The 20,658-nt window shown below is 61.0% G+C and carries 22 protein-coding genes; 5 read left to right on the top strand and 17 right to left on the bottom strand.

Annotated elements, in window-relative coordinates; genetic code table 11:
- On the top strand, positions 1-1,203 hold the full coding sequence (locus AC1DWZ_RS06845; RefSeq protein WP_477168126.1) for an adenylate/guanylate cyclase domain-containing protein: 1,203 nt from the start codon (positions 1-3) through the stop codon (positions 1,201-1,203).
- A gap of 142 nt (positions 1,204-1,345) precedes the next feature.
- Here AC1DWZ_RS06845 and AC1DWZ_RS06840 read toward each other — a convergent pair whose 3' ends face one another.
- The 5 genes from AC1DWZ_RS06840 to AC1DWZ_RS06820 form a co-directional block, all read right to left on the bottom strand.
- On the bottom strand, positions 1,346-2,122 hold the full coding sequence (locus AC1DWZ_RS06840; protein ID WP_477168125.1) for a succinate dehydrogenase iron-sulfur subunit: 777 nt from the start codon (positions 2,120-2,122) through the stop codon (positions 1,346-1,348).
- A gap of 10 nt (positions 2,123-2,132) precedes the next feature.
- A complete protein-coding gene (sdhA, locus tag AC1DWZ_RS06835) occupies positions 2,133-3,980 on the bottom strand; it encodes a succinate dehydrogenase flavoprotein subunit (protein WP_477168124.1) in 1,848 nt (615 codons plus the stop codon).
- Positions 3,981-4,006: 26 nt separating this feature from the next.
- Positions 4,007-4,402, bottom strand: a complete 396-nt coding sequence (gene sdhD / locus AC1DWZ_RS06830; RefSeq protein ID WP_477168123.1) for a succinate dehydrogenase, hydrophobic membrane anchor protein — start codon at positions 4,400-4,402, stop codon at positions 4,007-4,009.
- Entirely contained in the window at positions 4,402-4,821 is a 420-nt protein-coding gene (gene sdhC / locus AC1DWZ_RS06825; protein ID WP_477168122.1) for a succinate dehydrogenase, cytochrome b556 subunit, read from the bottom strand. Before sdhC ends, sdhD begins: the two co-directional genes overlap by 1 nt.
- Before the next feature lie 216 nt (positions 4,822-5,037).
- Positions 5,038-6,099: a MaoC family dehydratase gene (locus tag AC1DWZ_RS06820; protein WP_477168121.1), complete on the bottom strand. Its 1,062-nt coding sequence runs from the start codon at positions 6,097-6,099 to the stop codon at positions 5,038-5,040.
- 90 nt (positions 6,100-6,189) lie between these two features.
- Here AC1DWZ_RS06820 and AC1DWZ_RS06815 point away from each other — a divergent pair, with 90 nt between their 5' ends.
- The 4 genes from AC1DWZ_RS06815 to AC1DWZ_RS06800 all read left to right on the top strand — a co-directional run bounded on the left by AC1DWZ_RS06815 (position 6,190) and on the right by AC1DWZ_RS06800 (position 11,501).
- Positions 6,190-6,936: an SDR family oxidoreductase gene (locus AC1DWZ_RS06815; protein WP_477168120.1), complete on the top strand. Its 747-nt coding sequence runs from the start codon at positions 6,190-6,192 to the stop codon at positions 6,934-6,936.
- A 116-nt stretch (positions 6,937-7,052) separates the two neighbouring features.
- Positions 7,053-7,898 carry a pyridoxal kinase gene (gene pdxY / locus AC1DWZ_RS06810; RefSeq protein WP_477168119.1) on the top strand — a complete coding sequence of 282 codons (846 nt, stop codon included), beginning with the start codon at positions 7,053-7,055 and terminating at the stop codon, positions 7,896-7,898.
- A 170-nt stretch (positions 7,899-8,068) separates the two neighbouring features.
- Positions 8,069-10,237 carry a hypothetical protein gene (locus AC1DWZ_RS06805; protein WP_477168118.1) on the top strand — a complete coding sequence of 723 codons (2,169 nt, stop codon included), beginning with the start codon at positions 8,069-8,071 and terminating at the stop codon, positions 10,235-10,237.
- A gap of 82 nt (positions 10,238-10,319) precedes the next feature.
- Positions 10,320-11,501, top strand: a complete 1,182-nt coding sequence (locus tag AC1DWZ_RS06800; RefSeq protein ID WP_477168117.1) for a hypothetical protein — start codon at positions 10,320-10,322, stop codon at positions 11,499-11,501.
- Positions 11,502-11,503: 2 nt separating this feature from the next.
- Here the strand turns inward: AC1DWZ_RS06800 and AC1DWZ_RS06795 are convergent, their stop codons facing one another.
- The 12 genes from AC1DWZ_RS06795 to AC1DWZ_RS06740 all read right to left on the bottom strand — a co-directional run bounded on the left by AC1DWZ_RS06795 (position 11,504) and on the right by AC1DWZ_RS06740 (position 20,549).
- On the bottom strand, positions 11,504-11,986 hold the full coding sequence (locus tag AC1DWZ_RS06795) for an N-acetyltransferase family protein (RefSeq protein WP_477168116.1): 483 nt from the start codon (positions 11,984-11,986) through the stop codon (positions 11,504-11,506).
- 194 nt (positions 11,987-12,180) lie between these two features.
- Positions 12,181-13,209 carry an aspartate-semialdehyde dehydrogenase gene (locus AC1DWZ_RS06790; protein WP_477168115.1) on the bottom strand — a complete coding sequence of 343 codons (1,029 nt, stop codon included), beginning with the start codon at positions 13,207-13,209 and terminating at the stop codon, positions 12,181-12,183.
- Between the two features lie 132 nt (positions 13,210-13,341).
- On the bottom strand, positions 13,342-13,482 hold the full coding sequence (locus AC1DWZ_RS06785; protein WP_477168114.1) for a hypothetical protein: 141 nt from the start codon (positions 13,480-13,482) through the stop codon (positions 13,342-13,344).
- Positions 13,483-13,602: 120 nt separating this feature from the next.
- Positions 13,603-13,902: a hypothetical protein gene (locus AC1DWZ_RS06780; protein WP_477168113.1), complete on the bottom strand. Its 300-nt coding sequence runs from the start codon at positions 13,900-13,902 to the stop codon at positions 13,603-13,605.
- Positions 13,903-13,915: 13 nt separating this feature from the next.
- Positions 13,916-14,797 carry a universal stress protein gene (locus AC1DWZ_RS06775; protein ID WP_477168112.1) on the bottom strand — a complete coding sequence of 294 codons (882 nt, stop codon included), beginning with the start codon at positions 14,795-14,797 and terminating at the stop codon, positions 13,916-13,918.
- Positions 14,798-15,029: 232 nt separating this feature from the next.
- Entirely contained in the window at positions 15,030-16,145 is a 1,116-nt protein-coding gene (leuB, locus tag AC1DWZ_RS06770) for a 3-isopropylmalate dehydrogenase (RefSeq protein ID WP_477168111.1), read from the bottom strand.
- Between the two features lie 163 nt (positions 16,146-16,308).
- Positions 16,309-16,920 (bottom strand): 3-isopropylmalate dehydratase small subunit, encoded by a 612-nt coding sequence (gene leuD, locus AC1DWZ_RS06765; protein WP_477168110.1) that lies wholly within the window; start codon positions 16,918-16,920, stop codon positions 16,309-16,311.
- A gap of 265 nt (positions 16,921-17,185) precedes the next feature.
- Complete coding sequence (locus AC1DWZ_RS06760; protein WP_477168109.1) at positions 17,186-17,758, bottom strand: histidine phosphatase family protein; 573 nt, start codon at positions 17,756-17,758, stop codon at positions 17,186-17,188.
- A 159-nt stretch (positions 17,759-17,917) separates the two neighbouring features.
- A complete protein-coding gene (locus AC1DWZ_RS06755; protein WP_477168108.1) occupies positions 17,918-18,208 on the bottom strand; it encodes an Rdx family protein in 291 nt (96 codons plus the stop codon).
- Entirely contained in the window at positions 18,205-19,500 is a 1,296-nt protein-coding gene (locus AC1DWZ_RS06750) for an AmpG family muropeptide MFS transporter (RefSeq protein WP_477168107.1), read from the bottom strand. Before AC1DWZ_RS06750 ends, AC1DWZ_RS06755 begins: the two co-directional genes overlap by 4 nt.
- A gap of 83 nt (positions 19,501-19,583) precedes the next feature.
- Positions 19,584-19,916 carry a helix-turn-helix domain-containing protein gene (locus tag AC1DWZ_RS06745; protein ID WP_477168106.1) on the bottom strand — a complete coding sequence of 111 codons (333 nt, stop codon included), beginning with the start codon at positions 19,914-19,916 and terminating at the stop codon, positions 19,584-19,586.
- Between the two features lie 99 nt (positions 19,917-20,015).
- Positions 20,016-20,549, bottom strand: a complete 534-nt coding sequence (locus tag AC1DWZ_RS06740; protein WP_477168105.1) for a hypothetical protein — start codon at positions 20,547-20,549, stop codon at positions 20,016-20,018.
- Positions 20,550-20,658 lie beyond the last annotated feature (109 nt).

Genomic DNA, 20,658 nt, shown 5'->3' with positions numbered 1-20,658 from the left:
GTGCCGGGCCCGGAGTCAGATTCCAATATTAGTGTCGACATCTATCCCTGGCTGGCCGAGGCCGCGTTGACAGGTGTGCCGCTGAAGGAACTCATGGCCGGCTTCTGCGCGCACCTCAATCGGCTCGGCTTCAATCTTGCGCGGGGCCTGATCGCGACGGCCGCACTTGATCCTTCCGTTCGCGCGCAATCGCTGACTTGGGAAAGGGACGGCGGCACGCATCTTGCCACCTTCCCACATGGTGAATCGAGCCTTGCCTGGCGGCGCGGGCCGTTGGCCGTGATGGCCCGGACCCATATGAACATGATGCGGCAGCGACTGACCGATCCCGCCATGACGGATGAGTTCGAACTGTTTGCCGAACTCAAGGAGCAGGGCCTGACCGATTGGGTTGCGTTCGCTCACAGGTTCCATTGGAGCGTCGAACATATCGAAGGTGGCGAGATGGGCGTGCTCAGCTCCTGGGCAACCGACCATTCGGATGGCTTTTCCGATCGCCAGGTTGAACAATTGCGCCCGCTGGTGCGTGCCCTTGGCGCTGCCGTTAAATCGCTCATCGTGGTGGAAAGCGCCTGCAATCTTCTCTCAGCCTATGTCGGCAAGGATGCCGGCTACCGCGTCCTGCGCGGCTCGATCACGCGCGGCAGCGCCACGGAAGTCCGCGCCGTCCTGATGTTCGCCGACCTCCGCGGCTTCACGCGCTTCTCGGCCGAGCAGCCGATCGACGTCACATTGACGACACTCAACCAAAGTTTCGATTGCGTGGGCGATGCGATCGAAGGACGTGGTGGCCAGATTCTGAAATTCATGGGCGACGGCGTGCTCGCCATCTTCATGCTGGAGCAAGGGCAGCCGGACAGTGTCGTTGCCGATCAGGCGATCGAGGCCGCCCTCGACGCACAGAAACGCTTGGCCGACAGCAGCCTGCCTTTGTCGCTCGACATCGCCCTCCATGTCGGCACGGTCAATTACGGCAATATCGGCACCAGCCGGCGGTTGGACTTCACAGTGATCGGTCAGGCCGTCAATGAAGTGGCGCGCATGGAATCGCTGTGCGGCAGTTTGGGCGAGTCTATTTTGGTGTCAGGGGAGTTGGCGGCATTGGCGGCGAAGAGCGATGCGCGGCTGAAGCCGCTCGGGCCGCAAACATTGCGCGGCATGGACGATCAGATAGCCGTGTTCGGCCTATCTCCCTCTCCCTAACCCTCCCTCACCGCCGACGAATGTCGGCATTCGCCGACAGGGTGGGGGAGGGGACTCTATCGAGCTTGGATCAGGTATCGCGTTCAAACTGGCTAGCATTCCCTCCCCCCAACGTGGGGGAGGGTGAGGGAGAGGGGGCTTCTCAGCGCCGCTCCACCATCAGCTTCTTGATCTCACCGATCGCCTTCGCGGGGTTCAACCCCTTGGGGCAGGTCTTGGTGCAGTTCATGATGGTGTGACAGCGATAGAGGCGGAACGGATCTTCCAGATTGTCCAGCCGCTCGCCGGTCGCTTCGTCGCGCGTGTCGGCGATCCAGCGATACGCCTGCAGCAGGACGGCCGGACCCAGATAGCGGTCGCCGTTCCACCAATAGCTGGGGCACGAGGTCGAGCAGGAGAAACACAGGATGCATTCCCAGAGACCATCGAGCTTCGCGCGTTCTTCCGGCGATTGCAGCCGTTCGCGGGTGGCCGGCGGCGTATCCGACTTCAGCCAGGGCTCGATCGTTTCATACTGCGCGAAGATGTGCGTGAGATCGGGCACCAGATCTTTCACCACCGGCATGTGCGGCAATGGATAGATCTTCACATCGCCTTTCACCTCGGACGTGAATTTGGTGCAGGCCAATGTGTTGGTGCCATCGATGTTCATGGCACAGGACCCGCAGACACCTTCACGGCAGGAACGGCGGAAGGTCAGCGTTGAATCGATCTCATTCTTGATCTTGATGATCGCATCCAGGATCATCGGCCCGCAGCTGTCCATATCGACTTCATATGAATCGATGCGCGGATTGGCACCGGTATCCGGGTCCCAGCGATAGACCTTGAATGTCTTGATGTTCTTTGTCCCCGCCGGCGCCTTCCAGGTCTTGCCGGTGGTGGGTTTCGAATTTGCTGGCAGTGTCAACTCGGCCATGATGTGGTCCTTAGTACACGCGGGCTTTAGGTGGGAAGACCTGGACGTCGTTGGTCAAGGTCGTCATATGCACCGGGCGATAATCGATCTTCGTCTTGCCGTCTTCGCCCAGCCACGCAATGCTGTGCTTCATCCACTTTTCATCATTGCGGTCGGGGAAATCCTCGCGCGCATGGGCGCCGCGGCTTTCTTCGCGGTTGGCGGCGGATTCGATCGAGACCTTCGCCTGGTACATGAGATTGTCGAGCTCCAGCGTCTCGGCAAGATCGCTGTTCCAGATGAGCGAGCGGTCTTCGACCTTCACCCGGTCGCGCTGGTTCCAGATATCGTTGATCTTCGCCACACCTTCGCTGAGCGTCTTGCCGGTGCGGTAGACCGCGCAATCGTTCTGCATGATCTTCTGCATGTCGAGGCGCAGTTTCGCGGTTGGAATGTCGCCTTTGGCGTTGCGCAGCCTATCCAGGCGCGCGACCGCAAAGTCGCCGGCATTCTTCGGCAGATTGCGATGCGCCTCGCCCGGCTTCACCAACTCGGCAGCGCGGATGGCCGCCGAGCGGCCGAAGACGACAAGATCGAGGAGCGAGTTGGAGCCTAAGCGATTGGCACCATGGACCGAGACGCAGGCCGCCTCGCCGATCGCCATCAGGCCGGGCACCACGCTATCCGGATTGCCGTCCTTCTTGGTCACTACCTCGGTGCGGAAGTTGGTCGGCACACCGCCCATATTGTAATGGCAGGTGGGCAGCACCGGGATGGGTTCGCGGGTGACGTCGACACCGGCGAAGATGCGTGCCGTTTCCGAAATGCCGGGCAGCCGCTCATGGATGATCTTCGGGTCGAGATGCTCGATGTGAAGATGGATATGATCCTTGTTGGGACCGACACCGCGGCCGTCGCGGATTTCCATGGTCATGGCGCGGGAGACGACATCTCGCGAGGCGAGATCTTTCGCAGACGGCGCATAGCGTTCCATGAAACGCTCGCCTTCGGAATTGGTGAGGTACCCGCCTTCCCCGCGCACACCTTCGGTGATGAGGCAGCCGGCACCATAGATACCGGTCGGGTGGAACTGGATGAATTCCATGTCCTGGAGCGGCAAGCCGGCGCGCAGCGCCATGGCGTTGCCATCACCGGTGCAGGTATGCGCCGACGTCGCCGAGAAGAAGACGCGGCCATAACCGCCGGTCGCCAGCACCACGAGCTTGGCGTGGAAGCGGTGAATCTTGCCGTCATCCAAATTCCAGGCAACGACACCGACGCAAGCGCCCTCATCGTCCATGATGAGGTCGAGGGCAAAATATTCGACGAAGAATTCGGCGCGGTGCTTCAAGGCCTGCTGATAGAGCGTGTGCAGGATGGCGTGGCCCGTGCGATCGGCGGCGGCGCAGGTGCGCTGCGCGATGCCTTTGCCATATTCGGTGGTCATGCCACCGAAGGGACGCTGATAGATCTGGCCTTCCTCGGTGCGGCTGAAGGGGACGCCATAATGCTCGAGCTCGACGATGGCCGGTACGGCTTCGCGCACCATGTATTCGATGGCGTCCTGGTCACCCAGCCAGTCCGACCCCTTGATGGTGTCGTACATGTGCCAGCGCCAATCGTCCGGGCCCATATTGCCCAGCGACGCCGAGATGCCGCCCTGTGCCGCCACGGTGTGGCTGCGGGTCGGATAGACCTTTGAAATGCAGGCCGTCTTCAGGCCCTTTTCCGCCATGCCGAAGGCGGCACGCAGGCCAGCGCCACCCGCACCCACCACCACCACGTCATAGACATGATCGACGAAGGCATAGGCATTGCCGGTGATCTGCGGCCGAGGGCCCGATTGCGTGGTTCCGGCGGTGTTTGCTGTATCAGCCATGATGTTTCACTTTATTTGTGTACGGCTCAACCGGCGAACGCAATCACCAGCAGCGAGACAATCGACGCCACGACCAGGGCAACACCGCCCATCGGCAGCAGGATGAGCAGGATGAGTTTGGCAGGCTGGGCATGGATGTAATCTTCGACCACCACCTGCAGGCCCAGCACCGCGTGATAGACGGTGATGAGGATGGTGAGGCCGAGGGCACCGAGGGTGAAGGGGCTGGAGAGCCACTGGCTCACTACCGCGTAATCGGCGCCGGCATTGCACACCAGCGACGCCACCAGCCACAGGCTCAAGGGAATAAGTGCCAGCGCCGACATGCGCTGGCCCCACCAATGATGGACACCCTCATGAGCGGCGCCGAGGCCGCGCGCCCGGCCGAGATTTGAGCGAAGCGATTTTGCGGGGCTGCTCATCAGAACGCCCCCATCTGGAAATAGCCGATGACCCAGGCGGCGATGGTCAAGATCGCCGTGCCGATCAGCACCGCATAGCCGGATTTGTAGGCGGTCGGCAGCTCGAAGCCGAAGCCCGCATCCCAAGCCAGGTGCCGGATGCCGTTGAGCAGATGATAGAAGAAGGCGACCGACCAGCCGAACAGCAGCAAGCGCCCGATGACACTGCCGTTGAAATCCTGCAAACGGTCGAAGCTTTCGGCGCCATTGGCAACAGCCAGCAGCCAGCACAGCAGATAGAGAATGCCGGCGCTGAGCGCGATGCCGGAAAAGCGGTGCAGGATCGACGTCAGCGAGGTCAGTTGCGGCTTATAGACCTGCAGATGGGGAGAGAGCGGTCTTGGATGGGGCTTCGCCCCGTTCGACAGGCTTTCGGCCATGATGTTTCCCGTCCGGTACCTTGCGCGACACCTTGGGAGGGCGACAACGCAAGCTGGTTTACCTCAGGGCCTCGACCCTATTCCCGACGAGGTCCCTTGGGTCCTGAGCCTTTGACACGGCTCAAATACTTCTGCGGTGCAGCAGAGAGCGCGATCTTGATACTTAATTGTTACCACACCGTCAACGAATTGAAGCTGATAGCGACATTAAAGAGCCTAGCCGCGCCGCTTCATCAGCACCGTATAATCTAGGTCGAGGACGACGCAATCAGGATATTTTCCTGTCGCGTCTGAACCAGGGAAGCCATCGCAAGGCTGGTCCTTGGTGGCGATCGTCCGCAGGCGGAGCGCACCGACATCCTGCCGGCCGGGCAGGGTGATCTTCTCCAGCACCTCCGACCAGGCATAGACCGTGTCGCCAGCAAAACTGGGGTTCACATGCCGCCCGCCATTGATGGCAGCGATCTTGAATGCGTTGGCAAGGCCGTTGCAGGAAAGGGCCCGGGCCAGGCTGATGATATGGCCGCCATAGATAAGGCGCCGGCCGAACCGCCCTTGCCGCTCGGCATGCTGGTTGAAATGCACCTTGGCATTGTTCTGATAGAGCCGTGTCGCGATCATGTGATCCGACTCTTCCAGGGTCATGCCATCGATATGGTCGATCTTCTCACCGACCTCATAATCGTCCCAGAGATGGGGTGAGCCTGCGAGCTCGTCATCATAGGCAGCGAGATCCAGTTCCGACGGCACGTCGAGGTCGGCCACGTCGAGGGTCGCCGGCAGATCGGGGACCGACGCCGGTGGTGCGGATGCGACGCGGTCGCGCTTACGAACCATCACCCAGCGCACGAAATCCAGCACCACGTCGCCCGCCTGGTTGCGGCCGATGGAATGCACATAGACGATGCCGGTCTCGTGGTTGGAATTCTCCTTGAGCCCGATCACCTTCGACTGCGCGATGATCGTGTCGCCGGGATAAAGCGGCGCCCCGAACCGGCACACGGCGTAACCCAGATTGGCAATGGCATTGAGCGAGATATCGGCAACCGTGCGCCCGAAGATGAGATGGAAAGCCAGCATGTCGTCGACAGGCGCCCCCGGAAAGCCGATGCTCTGGGCAAAACTGTCCGAACAAGGCAGCGCAAAGCGCGACCCCGTCAGGCCGATATAAAGCGCCACATCCCCTTCCGTCACCGTCCGTGGAATGGCATGCAGGATCTCCTGCCCGAGGGTGAAATCCTCGAAGAAATTACCTGGATTGGTTTTCGGTGTGGTCACGCGCGTTCCCCATGGGCAGAGGGTCTCTAGTCAGGCTGACAGCATATCGCATAGGCTGCTGCAGCACGCAAATCAACGTAGGGCCACATCATGAGCAGGACCATCCTCATCACCGGCGCATCGCGCGGTATCGGCCGGGCGGCCGCCATTCAATGCGGCAAGCGTGGCTGGTCGGTTGGGGTCAATTATGCCGGCAATGAGCAGGCGGCCATGGCAACCGTGACAGCCGTCGAAGCAGCTGGCGGCAAGGCGATCGCCATCCAGGGTGATGTCTCCGTTGAACGCGATGTCATCACGATGTTCGACGCGACCGAGAAGGCGTTCGGCCCCATCACTGGTGTCGTCAACAATGCCGGCATCGTGGCGCCGGGGATGAAGCTCGTCGACATGACGGCCGAGCGCCTCAATCGCATGTTCGCCGTCAACGTAACCGGCGCCTATCTGGTGGCGCGGGAAGCGGCGCGGCGCATGGGGACGGATCGCGGGGGAAAAGGCGGCAGCCTCGTCAATCTCTCATCCGCCGCAGCGCGCCTTGGCTCACCCAACGAATATGTCGATTATGCCGGCTCCAAAGGCGCCATCGACACCATGACCATCGGCCTCTCCAAAGAGCTGGCGCCCGTCGGCATCCGCGTCAATGCGATCCGCCCCGGCCTCATTGACACCGAAATCCATGCCAGCGGCGGCGCCCCCGACCGCGCCTTCCGCCTCGCCGCACAAGTACCCCTCGCCCGTCCCGGCACAGCGGATGAGGTGGCCAACGCCATCCTCTGGCTGCTCTGGGAAGGCTCGTCCTATGTCACCGGGGCGCTCCTGGATGTCAGCGGCGGGCGGTGAAAAGCCCCAACTGTATCCAGACATGATCGGCGTTGCGCGGGTTTCGGCGATTGCCTAGGCTCCTCGCATCTTTCGTCGACATATCGGTCCGGACCAACGCCCCAGAGTTAGAACACATGCCCATTCTCTCCATCCAATCCGAGGTCGTTTACGGCCATGTCGGCCACCAGGCCTCGCGGTTCATCCTGGAGCGCATGGGGCATCCGGTCTGGGCGGCGCCCACGGTGTTGTTCTCCAACCACCTTGCCCACAAGACGGTGACAGGCCGCGTGCTGCCGGCGGCCGAGGTGCGCGAGCTCATCGACGGGGTGCGCAAGCTGGGTGTGCTGGGCACCGCCAATGCGATCCTCACCGGCTACCTCGGCGCGCCGGAGACGGCAGCCCTCGTGGCCGAGGTGGTGGCCGAGGTAAAGGCGCTCAATCCGCGCGCCATCTATGTCTGCGATCCCGTCATCGGCGACCAGGGCGCCATGTATGTGAAGCCGGAGCTCGCCACGGCCCTCGGCGAAATCCTGGTGCCGATCGCCGATGTGCTGCTCCCCAATGTCTATGAGTTGGGGCATCTCACCGGCAATGTTGTGCACTCGCGCGCCCAGGCAGTGGACGCGCTCCATGCCCTTGCCAAACGCAGCCAGGCTCGCGCGATCATCGGTACCGGCATTCCCGACCCCGATCATCCCGATGAACTCGCCGTCCTCGCCTTGGCCCGCACTGGCAAGAGCGATCCCGGCACCATCTCGATGGCCACGACACCGCGCCACCCGCTCTTCGCCTCAGGCACCGGCGACGCCTTCGCCGCCCTCTTCACCGCCCGCTACATGCGCGACCAGAACCTGAAAGCCGCCATCGACGCGGCCGTCGCCGGCATGAGCCACATCGTCGGCGAAACCGCCGCCACCGGGTCCGATGAGCTGAAGATCATCGAGACACAGGACAGATGGTCGGCGGCGTTAGGCGGGTGATCCCTTATCGGGACTAGGGTCTAATTATCTGATTCAACTCCGGTTTTCCGCAAGTGTGTTCCATTGTGGCTTACAACTCAGAAAGGAACAAAATAGGAACTTTTCTCTTTCATATGGATTAAGCGTGTGGTAATTTACGTACAGACCATTCATATGAGGAGAGGAATGCCATGCGTCCGCCGATGATGAAGCGCGCCGTAGCCGAGGCCGAAAACGAAGCGGCCCTATCAAATCCGCCAGCCACTGAGTCAAAGCGCGAGGGTTACGCCGAAAAGGTAAAACTCGCCCGGCATCTGCACGAACAAGGGGTCAATCCGCTGCGCTGGACCGAGGCACATCCGGCACCCCAGGCTGCACAGCGCGAATTCCAGGAAACCGGCCGCAAGGCGCGTGACAACCAGTTCGAGGTCGGCGGTAGGCTTTATGACTGGTCGCCTGCAGTCAGCGCTTCGCCGGAACAGGCCAAGGCCATCGCCGATGCCTATGTGGCGACACCGCATGACCCGCCCGCCGCACGTAGCGCGCCTGTCGAATCGCTCATCGACGTCGACAAGGTGCCGCTCAAGCATCCGTTCGGCACGCCGCATGCGCCCCGCATAGTCCCGCCGCAACCCGGCTCTTCCCAGCTCGATGCCAATGCAGATGAAGAGCGCATCGCTCTCTATCGCCACTATGCCAAGTCCGGAATCGATCCCAACAAGGCCCATCTCGGCGACCCGCTGCCGATGCGTGAGCAGGAAAAACTGAAAGCCGAGATCGCAAAACTCCTGCCCGGCGACCAGACCGAAATCAGCGGCCTGCCCATGTTCTACCAGGGCTTCGACGACGGCTGGATCTACACGCCGAACAAGTTCACGCAGGAAACTCCGGACGTGCAGAAGATCCGCTTGGCACATGCCCAGAAACAAATCCAACCCCGCGACGACCGCGCACCCGGTGCCAGCAACGACAATGATCAGGCGGTAGGGGACGAGATCGTTGAGCATTACAACGCGCGCGATCACGCTGACACTCCATCTCCCAACGTTCAGTTGCCAAAAGTCTCCAGCGATGCGGAGCGTGACGCGTTGGCGCGTCAGCAACTGGAAGAGATGTCGCGCTGGATGCCATCTCTCGTAAGCCTCGTCGAGAAGACGCAAGCTGGTCAAGCACTTGCACCAGACGAAACTTCGCTTTTGGCGCAAGTGCAACAGCGCTTTGCGGAAATCGATATTCTGTTCGATCCCAAGAAAGCCAATCTCGAAAATCTGCGCGAAACCGCCAAGGCGATCCAGCACGCCAGTTCGCGCAAAGACTCAAATATTCCCTTGCATCTGGTGGCCTTGGGCATCAATGCCGGCGTGGCCCAATCCCTTGCCAATGGCACGATGGACTGGGCAAGACTCGGTCAGATCGGTTGGCTGGAAGGACTGAGACAATCCCTCGAACTTCTCAAGAGCGGGCGCATCCGGAACGCCTTCGGCGGGCTCGCCACTGCTGTCAACGTCACGGACAGTCTGATCACCCCGAAAGACGACGACATGCCGGACCTGCTTTCGATTACGGGAGAGTGGGCGCAGTCAGCCATCGAAAACATCCTGTCTTCAGTGAAGAGCGATGAGACTGCCGACAGAATGGCATCTGCAATCGACTCCGCAGAACAAGGGCAGCGACAGAGGGAGCTAACCCCCGCTACGCCAAAGACATTGGCGGCACTCAGTACTGGCCTCGCTGGCGTCAAAGTATTCGAAGTGCTGATTGGGGGCATACCGCTATTTAAACAAAGCGAGCACAAGACTCTGATTGACGAGATATTTCGAACTGAATTGATCAAGATTGCTCAAGAGAAAGGCTGCCTACCCAATCCAAACGATCCAAATGACCGTCGGAAGGTTGAAGATTTCGGCGGCACGAAACCTCAGAAGCGTATTACGGATATTGACCAGGATGGACATCTTGGCAGCCGTCAGCCTGACGGTGGATTACGGTGGGAGAACCACGATGGCTCCTGGACGGAGATAATGTGGAATTCTACGACTCCCTTGGCAAACGGCTTCACCGAAATTGTGAGGGAGTGGATTGCGCTCAAAGATATCATCGTAAAAGCTGGCAAACATTTGAACATCGGCGAATCAGCCGCCAGGGGGTTCACGGAGAACCCCGTGTTAGGAAAAGGCCCGCTCTATCATATGGCGGAAAAGCCGAAATGGAGTGAGCAGGAGCTTCGGGATTTCATCTCCAAGAAGCTCAGAGAGCGATTCGACAAAGACTTCAAAGACTGTAAATTTATCGGTGAGAGTAGAAGCATCAAGATAGACAATCCGGATGATCCAGACTTGCCGCAAACGCCTGCGCGTTGAGACTTGACTGAGACCTGAGAGGCAATCCGTCTTTATGGGATCTTCTCAGGTACTTTGCATCGCTTCACTGGAAAACGAGAGTATGACTCGCAAAAATCCCTTCGTCCGCATGAGTTGGATAGAGGACTATCCTTATCTAGCGCACCAAGATGTCGCCCTCATCGAAGCCGAGCTGAGGCGGTTGTATCCAACGATGGTCATGTTTCCGCGATCGTATCATTTCCATGAACTGGGAAACGAGCCGCGAAAGCCTGAATTCATCGATAATATGATCGAGAACTTCCTGCCCAAGATCGGCCCTGCAGGCGGATATCTCGCAGGCAGAGCCATCGCTCTCCGCGTGCCGTGGCCGGAAGACATCGCGACTGGGAACCCGCAACGCCTGATCGGGCGACCTCATCGGCGCCCATTCGACGATTCCAAGGAAGCATTCCGCCGCTTCGGGCGCACGGTCTATTTTGACAGCCGCTCAAGTAAAAGCGACATGCTTCTCTGCGGCATTACCATCGAACCCCCGGCGGAACTATTGGCTGCTCATTGCGGCACGCCGCATAGAGGGATGCCGGCTGTCCGCTATCTTGGTGCAATAGACGGTTTCAAAGTCGAAGCGCCGCACGACACAGACGATCCTGAGGTCGTCAGTTTCGTCAAAGCAGTCGCGAGTATCATCAATCGCGTCGTCGTAAGAACTCTGTGTCTCTACGACGGGATCACGGGTGAACCGCTAGTTACCTACTCGCATCCACGGATAAGCAAAAGCTTCAGCCAGCGTTGCGCCGTTGAGCCGCACCTTTATCACCACTTCTTGGGGACTTATCGAGGCCATCCAGCCTTCTTGGGTCCTACGCCAGCGCAGCGATGGAAATGGCGGCGCGAACTCGGGTTACCCATGGAACCAAAGCCGGCTCCGCTGTCCATTCCCAAACTCCGGCCTCATGAAATGCTCAAATGGACACGCGCGAATCTCGTTGCGGTGCCCAATGATTTTCACGTCGAGGAGAATAAGATCGCCAACCGCGCCATGTATGAATACGTCGCGGCGCGTACACCCGGGTTCGTGATGCCAGCAGATCCGGTTATCCCAAAAGTTCTCGCTGAAACTGATATTTGGAGTGAACAGCAAAGGAGGGCTCAGGAATCTCTTAGGCGGTACGCAGAGATGGGAGAAGCTGCATATGTCAGTGCCGAGCAGCTTGAACAGCGCAATGCCGCGCTTCGCCGGAAACCGGCAGTCCGTCGCAAGCAGCCGCCGGACGCAAAGTAGATTTATCCTTGCTGCATCGTCCTCCGCAGTCTCACGCTATCCTCATCGAATCCGGCCTTCGCATAAAAATTCCGCGCAAGCGTATTGCTGGCAAACACGTCGAGTACCAGCGCGGGATAGCTCATCTCGCGCGCCCAGTTTTCCGTCGCTTGCATGAGCATACGGCCGATGCCTTGACCGGCGGCGTTTTCTGCAACCGCGATGAGGCTGACATAGCCGATCTCGCGATCGAGGATGTCGTCGTGGGTCGGCTGCAGGTGGATGTAGCCGAGGATGGTGCCGGTGGCATCGACGGCCACGATCAGCTTTGTATTGGGGCCGGCGTTGGCGAGGGCGGTGTCGGTGAAGGTTTCCTGGAATCTTGCAAAGTCTGCGTGCGTGGCGCCGGGGAGGCTTGCTTCAGCGATCAGGCGATCGTTGAAGGTGCGCAAGACTGGATGGTCTGCGGGTGTGGCGTTGCGGAGGGTGATGGGTGGGGTTGGCATGATGGGCCGATATTGAGGTTGTTGCTCCCCCTCTCCCCGACCCTCCCCCACGTTGGGGGGAGGGAGCTCGCCGAGTTGTCGCAGCCATCGCGATCAAGCTGGCTAGGATTCCCTCCCGCCGCCCGCCGACGAATGTCAGCATTCGCCGACGGCGGGGGAGGGTTAGGGAGAGGGGGCGTTTGCAACGAGCTCCGTTACGCCGCCTGGCGCTTCAGATAGTTCTGGGCGAGTACTTCGGCGATCTGCACCGCATTCAAGGCCGCACCCTTGCGGAGGTTGTCGCCGACGATCCAGAGGGCCAAACCATGCTTCACGGTCGGGTCCTTGCGGATGCGGCTGATATAGACATTGTCTTCACCGGCCACTTCCAAGGGCGTCACATAGCCTTCATCGGCGCGGTGATCGACCACCGTGATGCCGGGGGCACCGCGCAGGGCGGCACGGGCGGCTTCGACACTCATCTCGTTTTCGAACTCGATATGCACCGCTTCCGAATGCGCGATGAACACCGGCACGCGCACGCAGGTGGCGACGACCTGGATGTTGGGGTCGAGGATCTTCTTGGTCTCGACCGTCATCTTCCATTCTTCCTTGGTGAACCCGTCCTGCATGAAGACATCGATATGCGGGATCACGTTGAAGGCGATCTGCTTGGTGAACTTCGTGCGCTCGGGCGACTGGTTCATATAGACGCCGCGCGTCTGGTTGAAGAGTTCGTCCATGCCTTCCTTGCCGGCACCCGACACCGACTGGTAGGTGGCAACGACCACGCGCGTGATCTTGGCGATGTCATGGAGCGGCTTCAGCGCCACCACCATCTGGATGGTCGAGCAATTGGGATTGGCGATGATGCCCTTCTTCTTATAGCCGGCGATCGCCTGCGGATTCACTTCCGGCACCACCAGGGGCACATCCGGGTCCATGCGGAAATGGCTGGTATTGTCGATGATGACGGCACCGGCGGCGGCGGCCTTCGGCGCGAAGGCGGCCGAGATCTTGGCGCCAGCCGAAGAGAGGACGATGTCGGTGCCCTTGAAATCGAACGTGTCGAGGGGGCGGACCTTCAACACTTCATCCTCGCCGAACGAGACTTCGGCGCCGGCCGACCGTTCGGAGGCCAGGGCGATGACTTCATCGACGGGGAACTGGCGCTGGGACAGGATTTGCAGCATTTCCCGCCCGACATTGCCCGTGGCGCCAACCACGGCTACGCGATAACCCATGATATCCTCACTTCTCTCTCGCTATGGCGCCCCACCAAAGGGCAGCAACGCCGATCTACAAAACGCCCAAAAACAAAAAGGCCGCATCGGGATGCGGCCTTTGTTCTGGGATGGAACCCAAATGGCCGCGTCTCAACCCCAAGCAGTTTTCTTGGTGGTCTTTTTGCCGGTGGTTTTGGTGGCGGTGGTGGCGACGGTCATGACAAAGCCAGCCGCGGTCGGCAGCGCCGCCCGGTCCGTCTTCATCGCCATCTGATCCGCACCAAAGCGCATCGCCGTCATCCTGAAAGCCGGCGAGCTTCTCCCGCCGGAAATGGGCCATTTATACCGCAGAGCGGCAACTTGTCGAGAGGCTTTGCCGCCACACCGGCCGGACAGGCGTGGCGCGCAACTTTATTTCTCGATGAACAGCGGGTCCCAGAGCAGCGGATTGGCTACCCGGTCGGTGGCGGGGGTCTTCAGGGACCTCGCCACCTCGGCCATGCTGGGCGGTGCCGTCATCGAGACGGGTAGCGGCTGTTTCCGGGTAGGCTGATGCAGCCTTGGCCCCGGCAACTGGTTGGGGAACATGGAAACCGACCCGTAGAGCTCGACCATCTGCGATTTCGGGCAGGGGCAGCCGGCGGCCATGGCCAAGCCGGATGGGCCTGCCAGGACGGTTAGCAGAACGATAAGACCCAGGCCCCCGCGCATGGTCGCCTTTCCATCAATGCGCCATCAGCACCGGAATATCCGCAGCATCGATCATATGGCTGGTGACGCCGCCCAAGACTAGCTGCCGGAGCCTGCCATGGCTATAGGCGCCCATGACGATGAGGGTCGCCTTGGCGTCGCGCGCGGCCTGGAGGAAATGTTCGGCCGTCGCCTTGTGCCCATCCGTGGGCGGCTCGCCGACGCTGGCCGCAACACCATGCCAGGCCAGGAAATGAGTGAGGTCGGTGGCCGGATGGCCTTCGCGCTTGCCTTCCTTGATGGAAATCACCCGCACCTTGCCCATCGCCTTGATGAGGCTGAGGCCGGCTGTGACGGCGCGTGTCGCCTCGATGCTGCCATTCCAGGCGACGAGCGCCGGTCCGTCCTCGAGATGCGCCAGGGCATCGGCAGAAATACCGTTGGGAACCAGGAGCACCGGCCGGCCGGCGCCAAACAACACATCTTCGATGCGCACCGCAATGAGATCGGCGGCCTCGTTCTTCTTCGGGCGCGCCAGGACCACGAGATCGGTCAGGCGCCCGAAGCGGCCGATGAGGTCTTCCTCATTGCCCTTCACATTGGTGAAAGCGGTGGTGACGGCGGGATGCACGGTAGGTGCCGGGTCGATCGTGGTATTGGTTGCACCTTGCCAGTCGGCAAAGGTCTTGGCGGCATTCTTGGCACGGTGCGCGGCGTGGCGCTCGGCGGCCTCGACCAGTTCCGTGATGGCGACGCCGACATCGACCATGAGCGGCGTCTGCTCCAAGGGATCGGTTTCGACATGGAGAGCGGCGATATGGGCACCGTGGCGCTTCGCCACCACCAGGGCCGCATCGAGCGACGTGCGGTCGCCGTCATAGCCGAACAGGGGAACGAGGATATGTCTGATGGCCATGGCACAAACTCCCAATTGGTTACGGAGATCGGCGGATAGTGTGGCGCGGGCAAACGCGGTGGCGGTTGACCTGGATCAATCCCGACAGGAATTCTATCTCTCTTAACAGATAGATGGGGCGAATGTTCCCATGGCGCAAGATGATGCGGCGCCTGCTGCGCAGTGGCAAGCGGATACAAAAACGCCGGGAAAGCGATGCTTCCCGGCGTGTCTGCAGAAATATCGCGGCCGATCAGGCGCCGAGGCGGTCGAGTTCCTTGAGGATCTCGTCGCCCATCTGCGTGGTCGAGACCAAGGTGCAGCCGGGTGCCATGATGTCGCCGGTGCGGAAGCCCTTGGCCACGACATTGTTCGCGGCCTTGTCGAGGAGGTCCGCATCCTCATCCTGGTTGAACGAATAGCGCAGCATCATCGAGAGCGAGAGCAGGCAGGCCAAGGGGTTGGCCTTGCCTTGGCCTGCGATGTCCGGCGCCGAGCCATGGACCGGCTCGTAGAGCGCCTTCCGTTTGCCGCCGGCATCTGCGGCACCGAGCGAGGCCGAGGGCAGCATCCCTAAGGACCCGGTGAGCATCGCCGCGCAATCGGAGAGCAGGTCGCCAAAGAGATTGTCGGTGACGATGACGTCGAACTGCTTGGGCTGGCGCACCAGCTGCATGGCGCAGTTATCGGCATACATATGGGAAAGCTGCACGTCCTTATATTCGGTGTCGCCGAGCTTCTGCACTTCTTCCCGCCACAACACGCCCGATTCCATGACATTGGCCTTCTCGACCGAACACAGCTTGTTGTTGCGCTTGCGGGCGAGCTCGAACGCCACGCGCGCCACGCGCTGGATTTCGCTGGTCGTATAGACCTGGGTGTTGACACCGCGACGTTCGCCATTGGGCAGGGTCTCGATGCCGCGGGGCGAACCGAAATAGACACCGCCGGTGAGCTCGCGCACGATCATGATGTCGAGGCCCTTGACCAGGTCGGTCTTCAATGACGAGGCTTCGGCCAGCGCATCGAACACCAGGGCCGGACGCAGATTGGCAAAGAGCGCCATGTCCTTCCGGAGACGCAGCAGGCCCCGTTCCGGCTTGTCGGCAAAGGGCAGATTGTCCCACTTCGGACCGCCGACTGCACCGAGGAGCACCGCATCGGCATCGATCGCCTTCTGCATCGTCTCGTCGGTCAAGGGCGTCTTGTACTTGTCATAGGCGCAGCCGCCGACCAGACCGTCTTCCGTCTCGAAACCGGAACCACGCCGCTTCTCGAACCAGCCGAGCGTACGCTTCACTTCGCCCATGACTTCGGGGCCGATGCCGTCGCCGGCCAGGATCAGGATCTTCTTCGAATTGCTGGACATGTGTTTTCTCGCGGAATGTGCGGTTGGTGGAGGTTTGGGGGCGGGAGAAAGCCCCCTCACCCCAACCCCTCTCCCCGTTGGGGCGAGGGGCTCATAGCGAACTCGCTCGGAACTCCCTCGCCCCGCGATAGCGGGGAGAGGGTCGGGGTGAGGGGAACCTAAGTCAGTTCCACAGCCAAGGCTGGCTGAGTTTGTTCTTCGTCTCGAAACTGTCCATGGACGACTTCTTCTCAAGCGTCAAAGCGATGTCGTCGAGACCGTTGAGCAGGCAGTGCTTGCGGAAGGCATCGACCTCGAACTTGAGCGTGCCGCCATCCGGGCCCTTGATCTCCTGGGCATCGAGATCGATGGAGACGACGGCATTGGCGCCGCGCTCGGCGTCATCCATGAGCTTCGCCACGTCTTCCTTGGAGAGCTTGATCGGCAGGATGCCGTTCTTAAAGCAGTTGTTATAGAAAATGTCGGCAAAGCTCGTGGCGATAATGCAGCGGATGCCGAAATCGGCGAGCGCCCAGGGGGCATGCTCGCGGGACGAGCCGCAGCCGAAATTGTCGCCGGTCACCAGGATCTTCGCCTGCCGGTATTGCGGCTTGTTGAGCACGAAATCCGGAATCTCTTTGCCATCGGGCGTATAGCGCATCTCGTCGAACAGGTTCTTCCCCAGACCCGTGCGCTTGATGGTCTTCAAGAACTGTTTCGGGATGATCATGTCGGTGTCGACATTGCGGATCGGCAACGGCGCCGCGATCCCGCTCAACTGTGTGAATTTGTCCATGGTCCGCCAACTTATTTCAGGCGCTCCGGCAGCGGCCGGAACAGGCGGCGGTTGTTATGTCACGCGAGGGGGCGAGGTGCAAGATTGCGGGGCCTGCCAGGAATGCAGGGCACCCCTACTTCCCCCTCTCCCCTCGCGGGAGAGGGCCGGGGTGAGGGGGTGGATGGACCAGGCTCGCTGATAGACCCCCTCTCCCTACCCTCTCCCGCGAGGGGAGAGGGTTTGTGGTGCCGTTGACAATATCTTATTGATAAATATCTATCTTTTAGGCCGCAGCGAACCCGTCGATGCGCTGCCGGTGCCAGGGCAGGAGGGGCTTGGGTGGCGGGGCGTGGAACAGGGGCACGCCATTGGGAATGCGGTCGCGCCGCGCGATGCCGGCAAAGCGCTCGATTGCCCAGTAGATGCCGCCATGGGCGACGATGAGGACCGGGCCGGGGCATTGCAGCGCCTCGTTGATGCCATCAAGGGCGCGTTCCATGAAATGGCTGAAGCGCTCGGCCCCCCTTGGCGTGTCGCCGTTCCGCCAGGCATCGTACCAGGCGCCCTTGGGATGGCCTTCGCGGGCACCGAAATCGCATTCCCGGAGATTGTCGATCTCGACCACCGGCACGTGGAGGCCGGCCGCGATGATGTCAGCAGTGAGAGAGGCGCGGTCGAGGGGGCTGGTGCAGATGGTGCCGATACCCTGGTGGGCCAATACATCGCGGGCCGCCCGCGCCTGAGCGAGGCCGGTGCCGTTCAGCGGCATGTTGACCTGCCCCTGCACGAGACCGATGCGGTTCCAATCGGTTTCGCCATGGCGCAGGAAATAGAAAGTTTGGCGAAGTAGCGGCATGGGATTTCCCCTTCTCTCTGGACGCGATTCTCTGCTGTCTTGCGACGGGTCGGAGAGTCGCCCTCAATCGGGGCGGAAATGGGGCAGCGCTATGAAAATTCAGGGAATTCCGGTCACGACATTGTCAGCGGCCCGTCAGCGAGCTGACAGGTCACAGACTTATGCCGGCTTGTAATCCGAATGCCCCAGGTCCCGCTCCGGAGCGATGACATCGCGGATGCGCTGCTTCAGCTCCTTCATCTCGGGGAAACGTCCCTCGGCCTTGCGCGACCAGACGAGCCGGCCATCCACCGTCACATCGAACACACCGCCGGTGCCGGGGATGAGCGTGACACCGCCCAACTCATCCTCAAATGTCACCAGGAGCTCCTGCGCCGACCAGCCAGCCCGCAACAGCCAGCGGCATTGCGTGCAATAGGTGATGGCGACGATGGGCTTGGCGGTGGTCATTGCTGTTTAGATGTCAGGCCATGCGGATAAAGCCGTGCAATCCACAGCAGAAGCAGCAGACCGGGAACTGCCATCAGTGCGGTGAGTGCCCAGAAGTCGATCCAATTCATGTGATCGGCAAGCCAGCCGCTGCCGCTCGACATGACGGTGCGACCCTGCGCCATAAACGAAGTCAGCAAGGCATATTGTGTGGCAGTGAAGGCGACATTGCAGAGGCCGGAAAGATAGGCCACGAAGGCCGCTGCGGCGATCCCACCGGCAAGATTGTCGGCTGTGATGGCAACACCCAGCCACAACAGATTGTTGCCTTTCATTGCGAGATAGCTGAACAGCAAATTGGTGATCGCCTGCAACACACCACCGATCAACAGGGTCTTGAACAGGCCAATGCGCGCAACAACGAGGCCGCCCAGAACGCCACCGACCAAGGAGGCGATGAGGCCGTAGACTTTGGACATCGCGGCGATTTCGGTCCCGGTAAAGCCAAGCTCGTTATAGAACGGCGTCGCCATGGTGCCGCCGAAAGCGTCGCCGAATTTATAGAACAGGATGAACAGCAGAATAACGACCCAGCCGCGCCGACCGATGAAATCGGCAAACGGACGAATGACGGCGTCCTTGATCCAATCGAGATAATGGGCATGCTTTTCGGCTTTGGCCACGCCGGCCTTCGGCTCCGGAATAAATAGCGTTGTGATCGCGCAGAGCAGCATAGCGCCGGCGAGGATTGCGAAAATGATTGGCCAGGCGATGAAATCCGACATGGCCACGGCACCAGCGCCGGCCAGTAGCATGCCGATACGGTAGCCGACCTGCGTTGTACCCGCACCCGCCGCTTGTTCTTCATCGTCCAGCAATTCTATACGATAGGCGTCGATGACAATGTCCTGGCTGGCTGCAAAGAAGGCTACCAGGATGGTCATCATGGCTGTCGCCGTGGGCGCCGCCACCGGGTCCGTCTGGCCCATGCCGAAGATCGCCGCGGCGAGGGCGATCTGCAGAACCAGCAGCCAGCTTTTGCGCCGCCCCAGAAATTTTGTCAGCACCGGGATCGGCGCCTGATCGATGATGGGCGACCAGGCGAATTTGAATGTATAGGGCGCACCGACCAACGCAAAAAGGCCGATGGTGGTCTTGTCGACGCCGAGCTTCGAGAGCCAGAAGGACAATGTCGAGAGTGTCAGCAGCAAGGGCAGGCCGCTGGCAAAGCCCATGACCAGAATGATCAGCTGGTGCGAGGTGAAATAGACACCCGTGGCCTGCGCCCATCCGGTTGTTCGTTCCGCAGCCATTGTCATTCCTTCAGTGCAGATCGCCCCGACTCGGGCGTTTCAGCGCCATGCTGAATCATCTTGAGGTGCTGGGCAATGCGCGGCTATTTCGGCTTCAGTTGCTCGTTGAGCGCTGCCAGGGCGGTCGCGTCGAGATCGCCGATGCGCTTGGCGAGGCGGTTGGCGAGTTCGGTGGCGAGTGGCGAGAGGCCGCCAGTGTCGATCGTGATCTTGGGATCGGAGAGATCAGCGAGGGATTGAAGTTCGTCGACCTCTTCCCAGGCAAGGTTGAAGAAGGCCGCCACCTGCTGCACGAAGCCGGTCTTGGGCCGCGCGCGGTGGCCATGTTCCAGGGCGGAAAGATAGGCCGAGCTGACCTTCAGGGCCTTGGCCATGTCCTTGAGCTGCCGGCCTTGTACCTGCCGCAGGTCGCGCAATTTTTGTCCAAAGGGTGTCATGCCGGCCGGAGCTTAAAGAACGCAGCCCTATATCCGCAATTATTTATGCCGCCACTTCCTGGGCGGCGACCGTGCCGGTTATACGGCGATACGGAAATGCGCGGTCGCCGTGCCGCCGTCGGTGAGTGCCGGTTCGCCGCCGGCCTGGCGATAGGCGCGGTCGGCAGCCTTCACCGGCGGGTCGTAAAGACCCTGGGGCAACTGCTCCTGGGCGATCAATTGCGCAAGGAAGGTCGCCGTCGGCGTGCCGAGCGGCACACCGCCCTTACCGTTGCCGCTGGCGGTGCCGCGGTTGCCGGCGGCCTGAAAGCCAAGGGCATCGCGGGCAGCCGTTGCATTCTGGTCCGTGGCATTGGGGTCTGTGCGGGCCGGCACTTCCGCATTGCCGAGCGAATCGCTGCGCCCGCCATCCACCACGCGGAAGCGGAACTGCTTGTTCCGGGCATTGCTGGTTGAATCGGCGGTCTCGTCGACCCTGGTGGCGATTCCCTGCTCGTCACCGGATCCGGCGCTGGCCCCCGCTTCATCCCGCCCTGCCCCCACGCGCGCGGGCGCGTTCCGGCCTGGGACGGCCGGCGGCGGCAGGAGCAGAATGCGACCGATATCGGCCATGCGGTTTGGGCTTCCCCACTATCGAGCGATGGTAACGGCGGCGGCTTCAGACGCTTATTCGGGCGCAATGCGACCGGCATTACCCCGGATCCCAAGAATAGATAGAATT

This window comes from Dongia sp. P2_B8, from assembly GCF_056404715.1.
The sequence above is the reverse complement of the archived record's forward strand: the minus strand, read 5'-3'. Positions and strand labels throughout refer to the sequence as shown.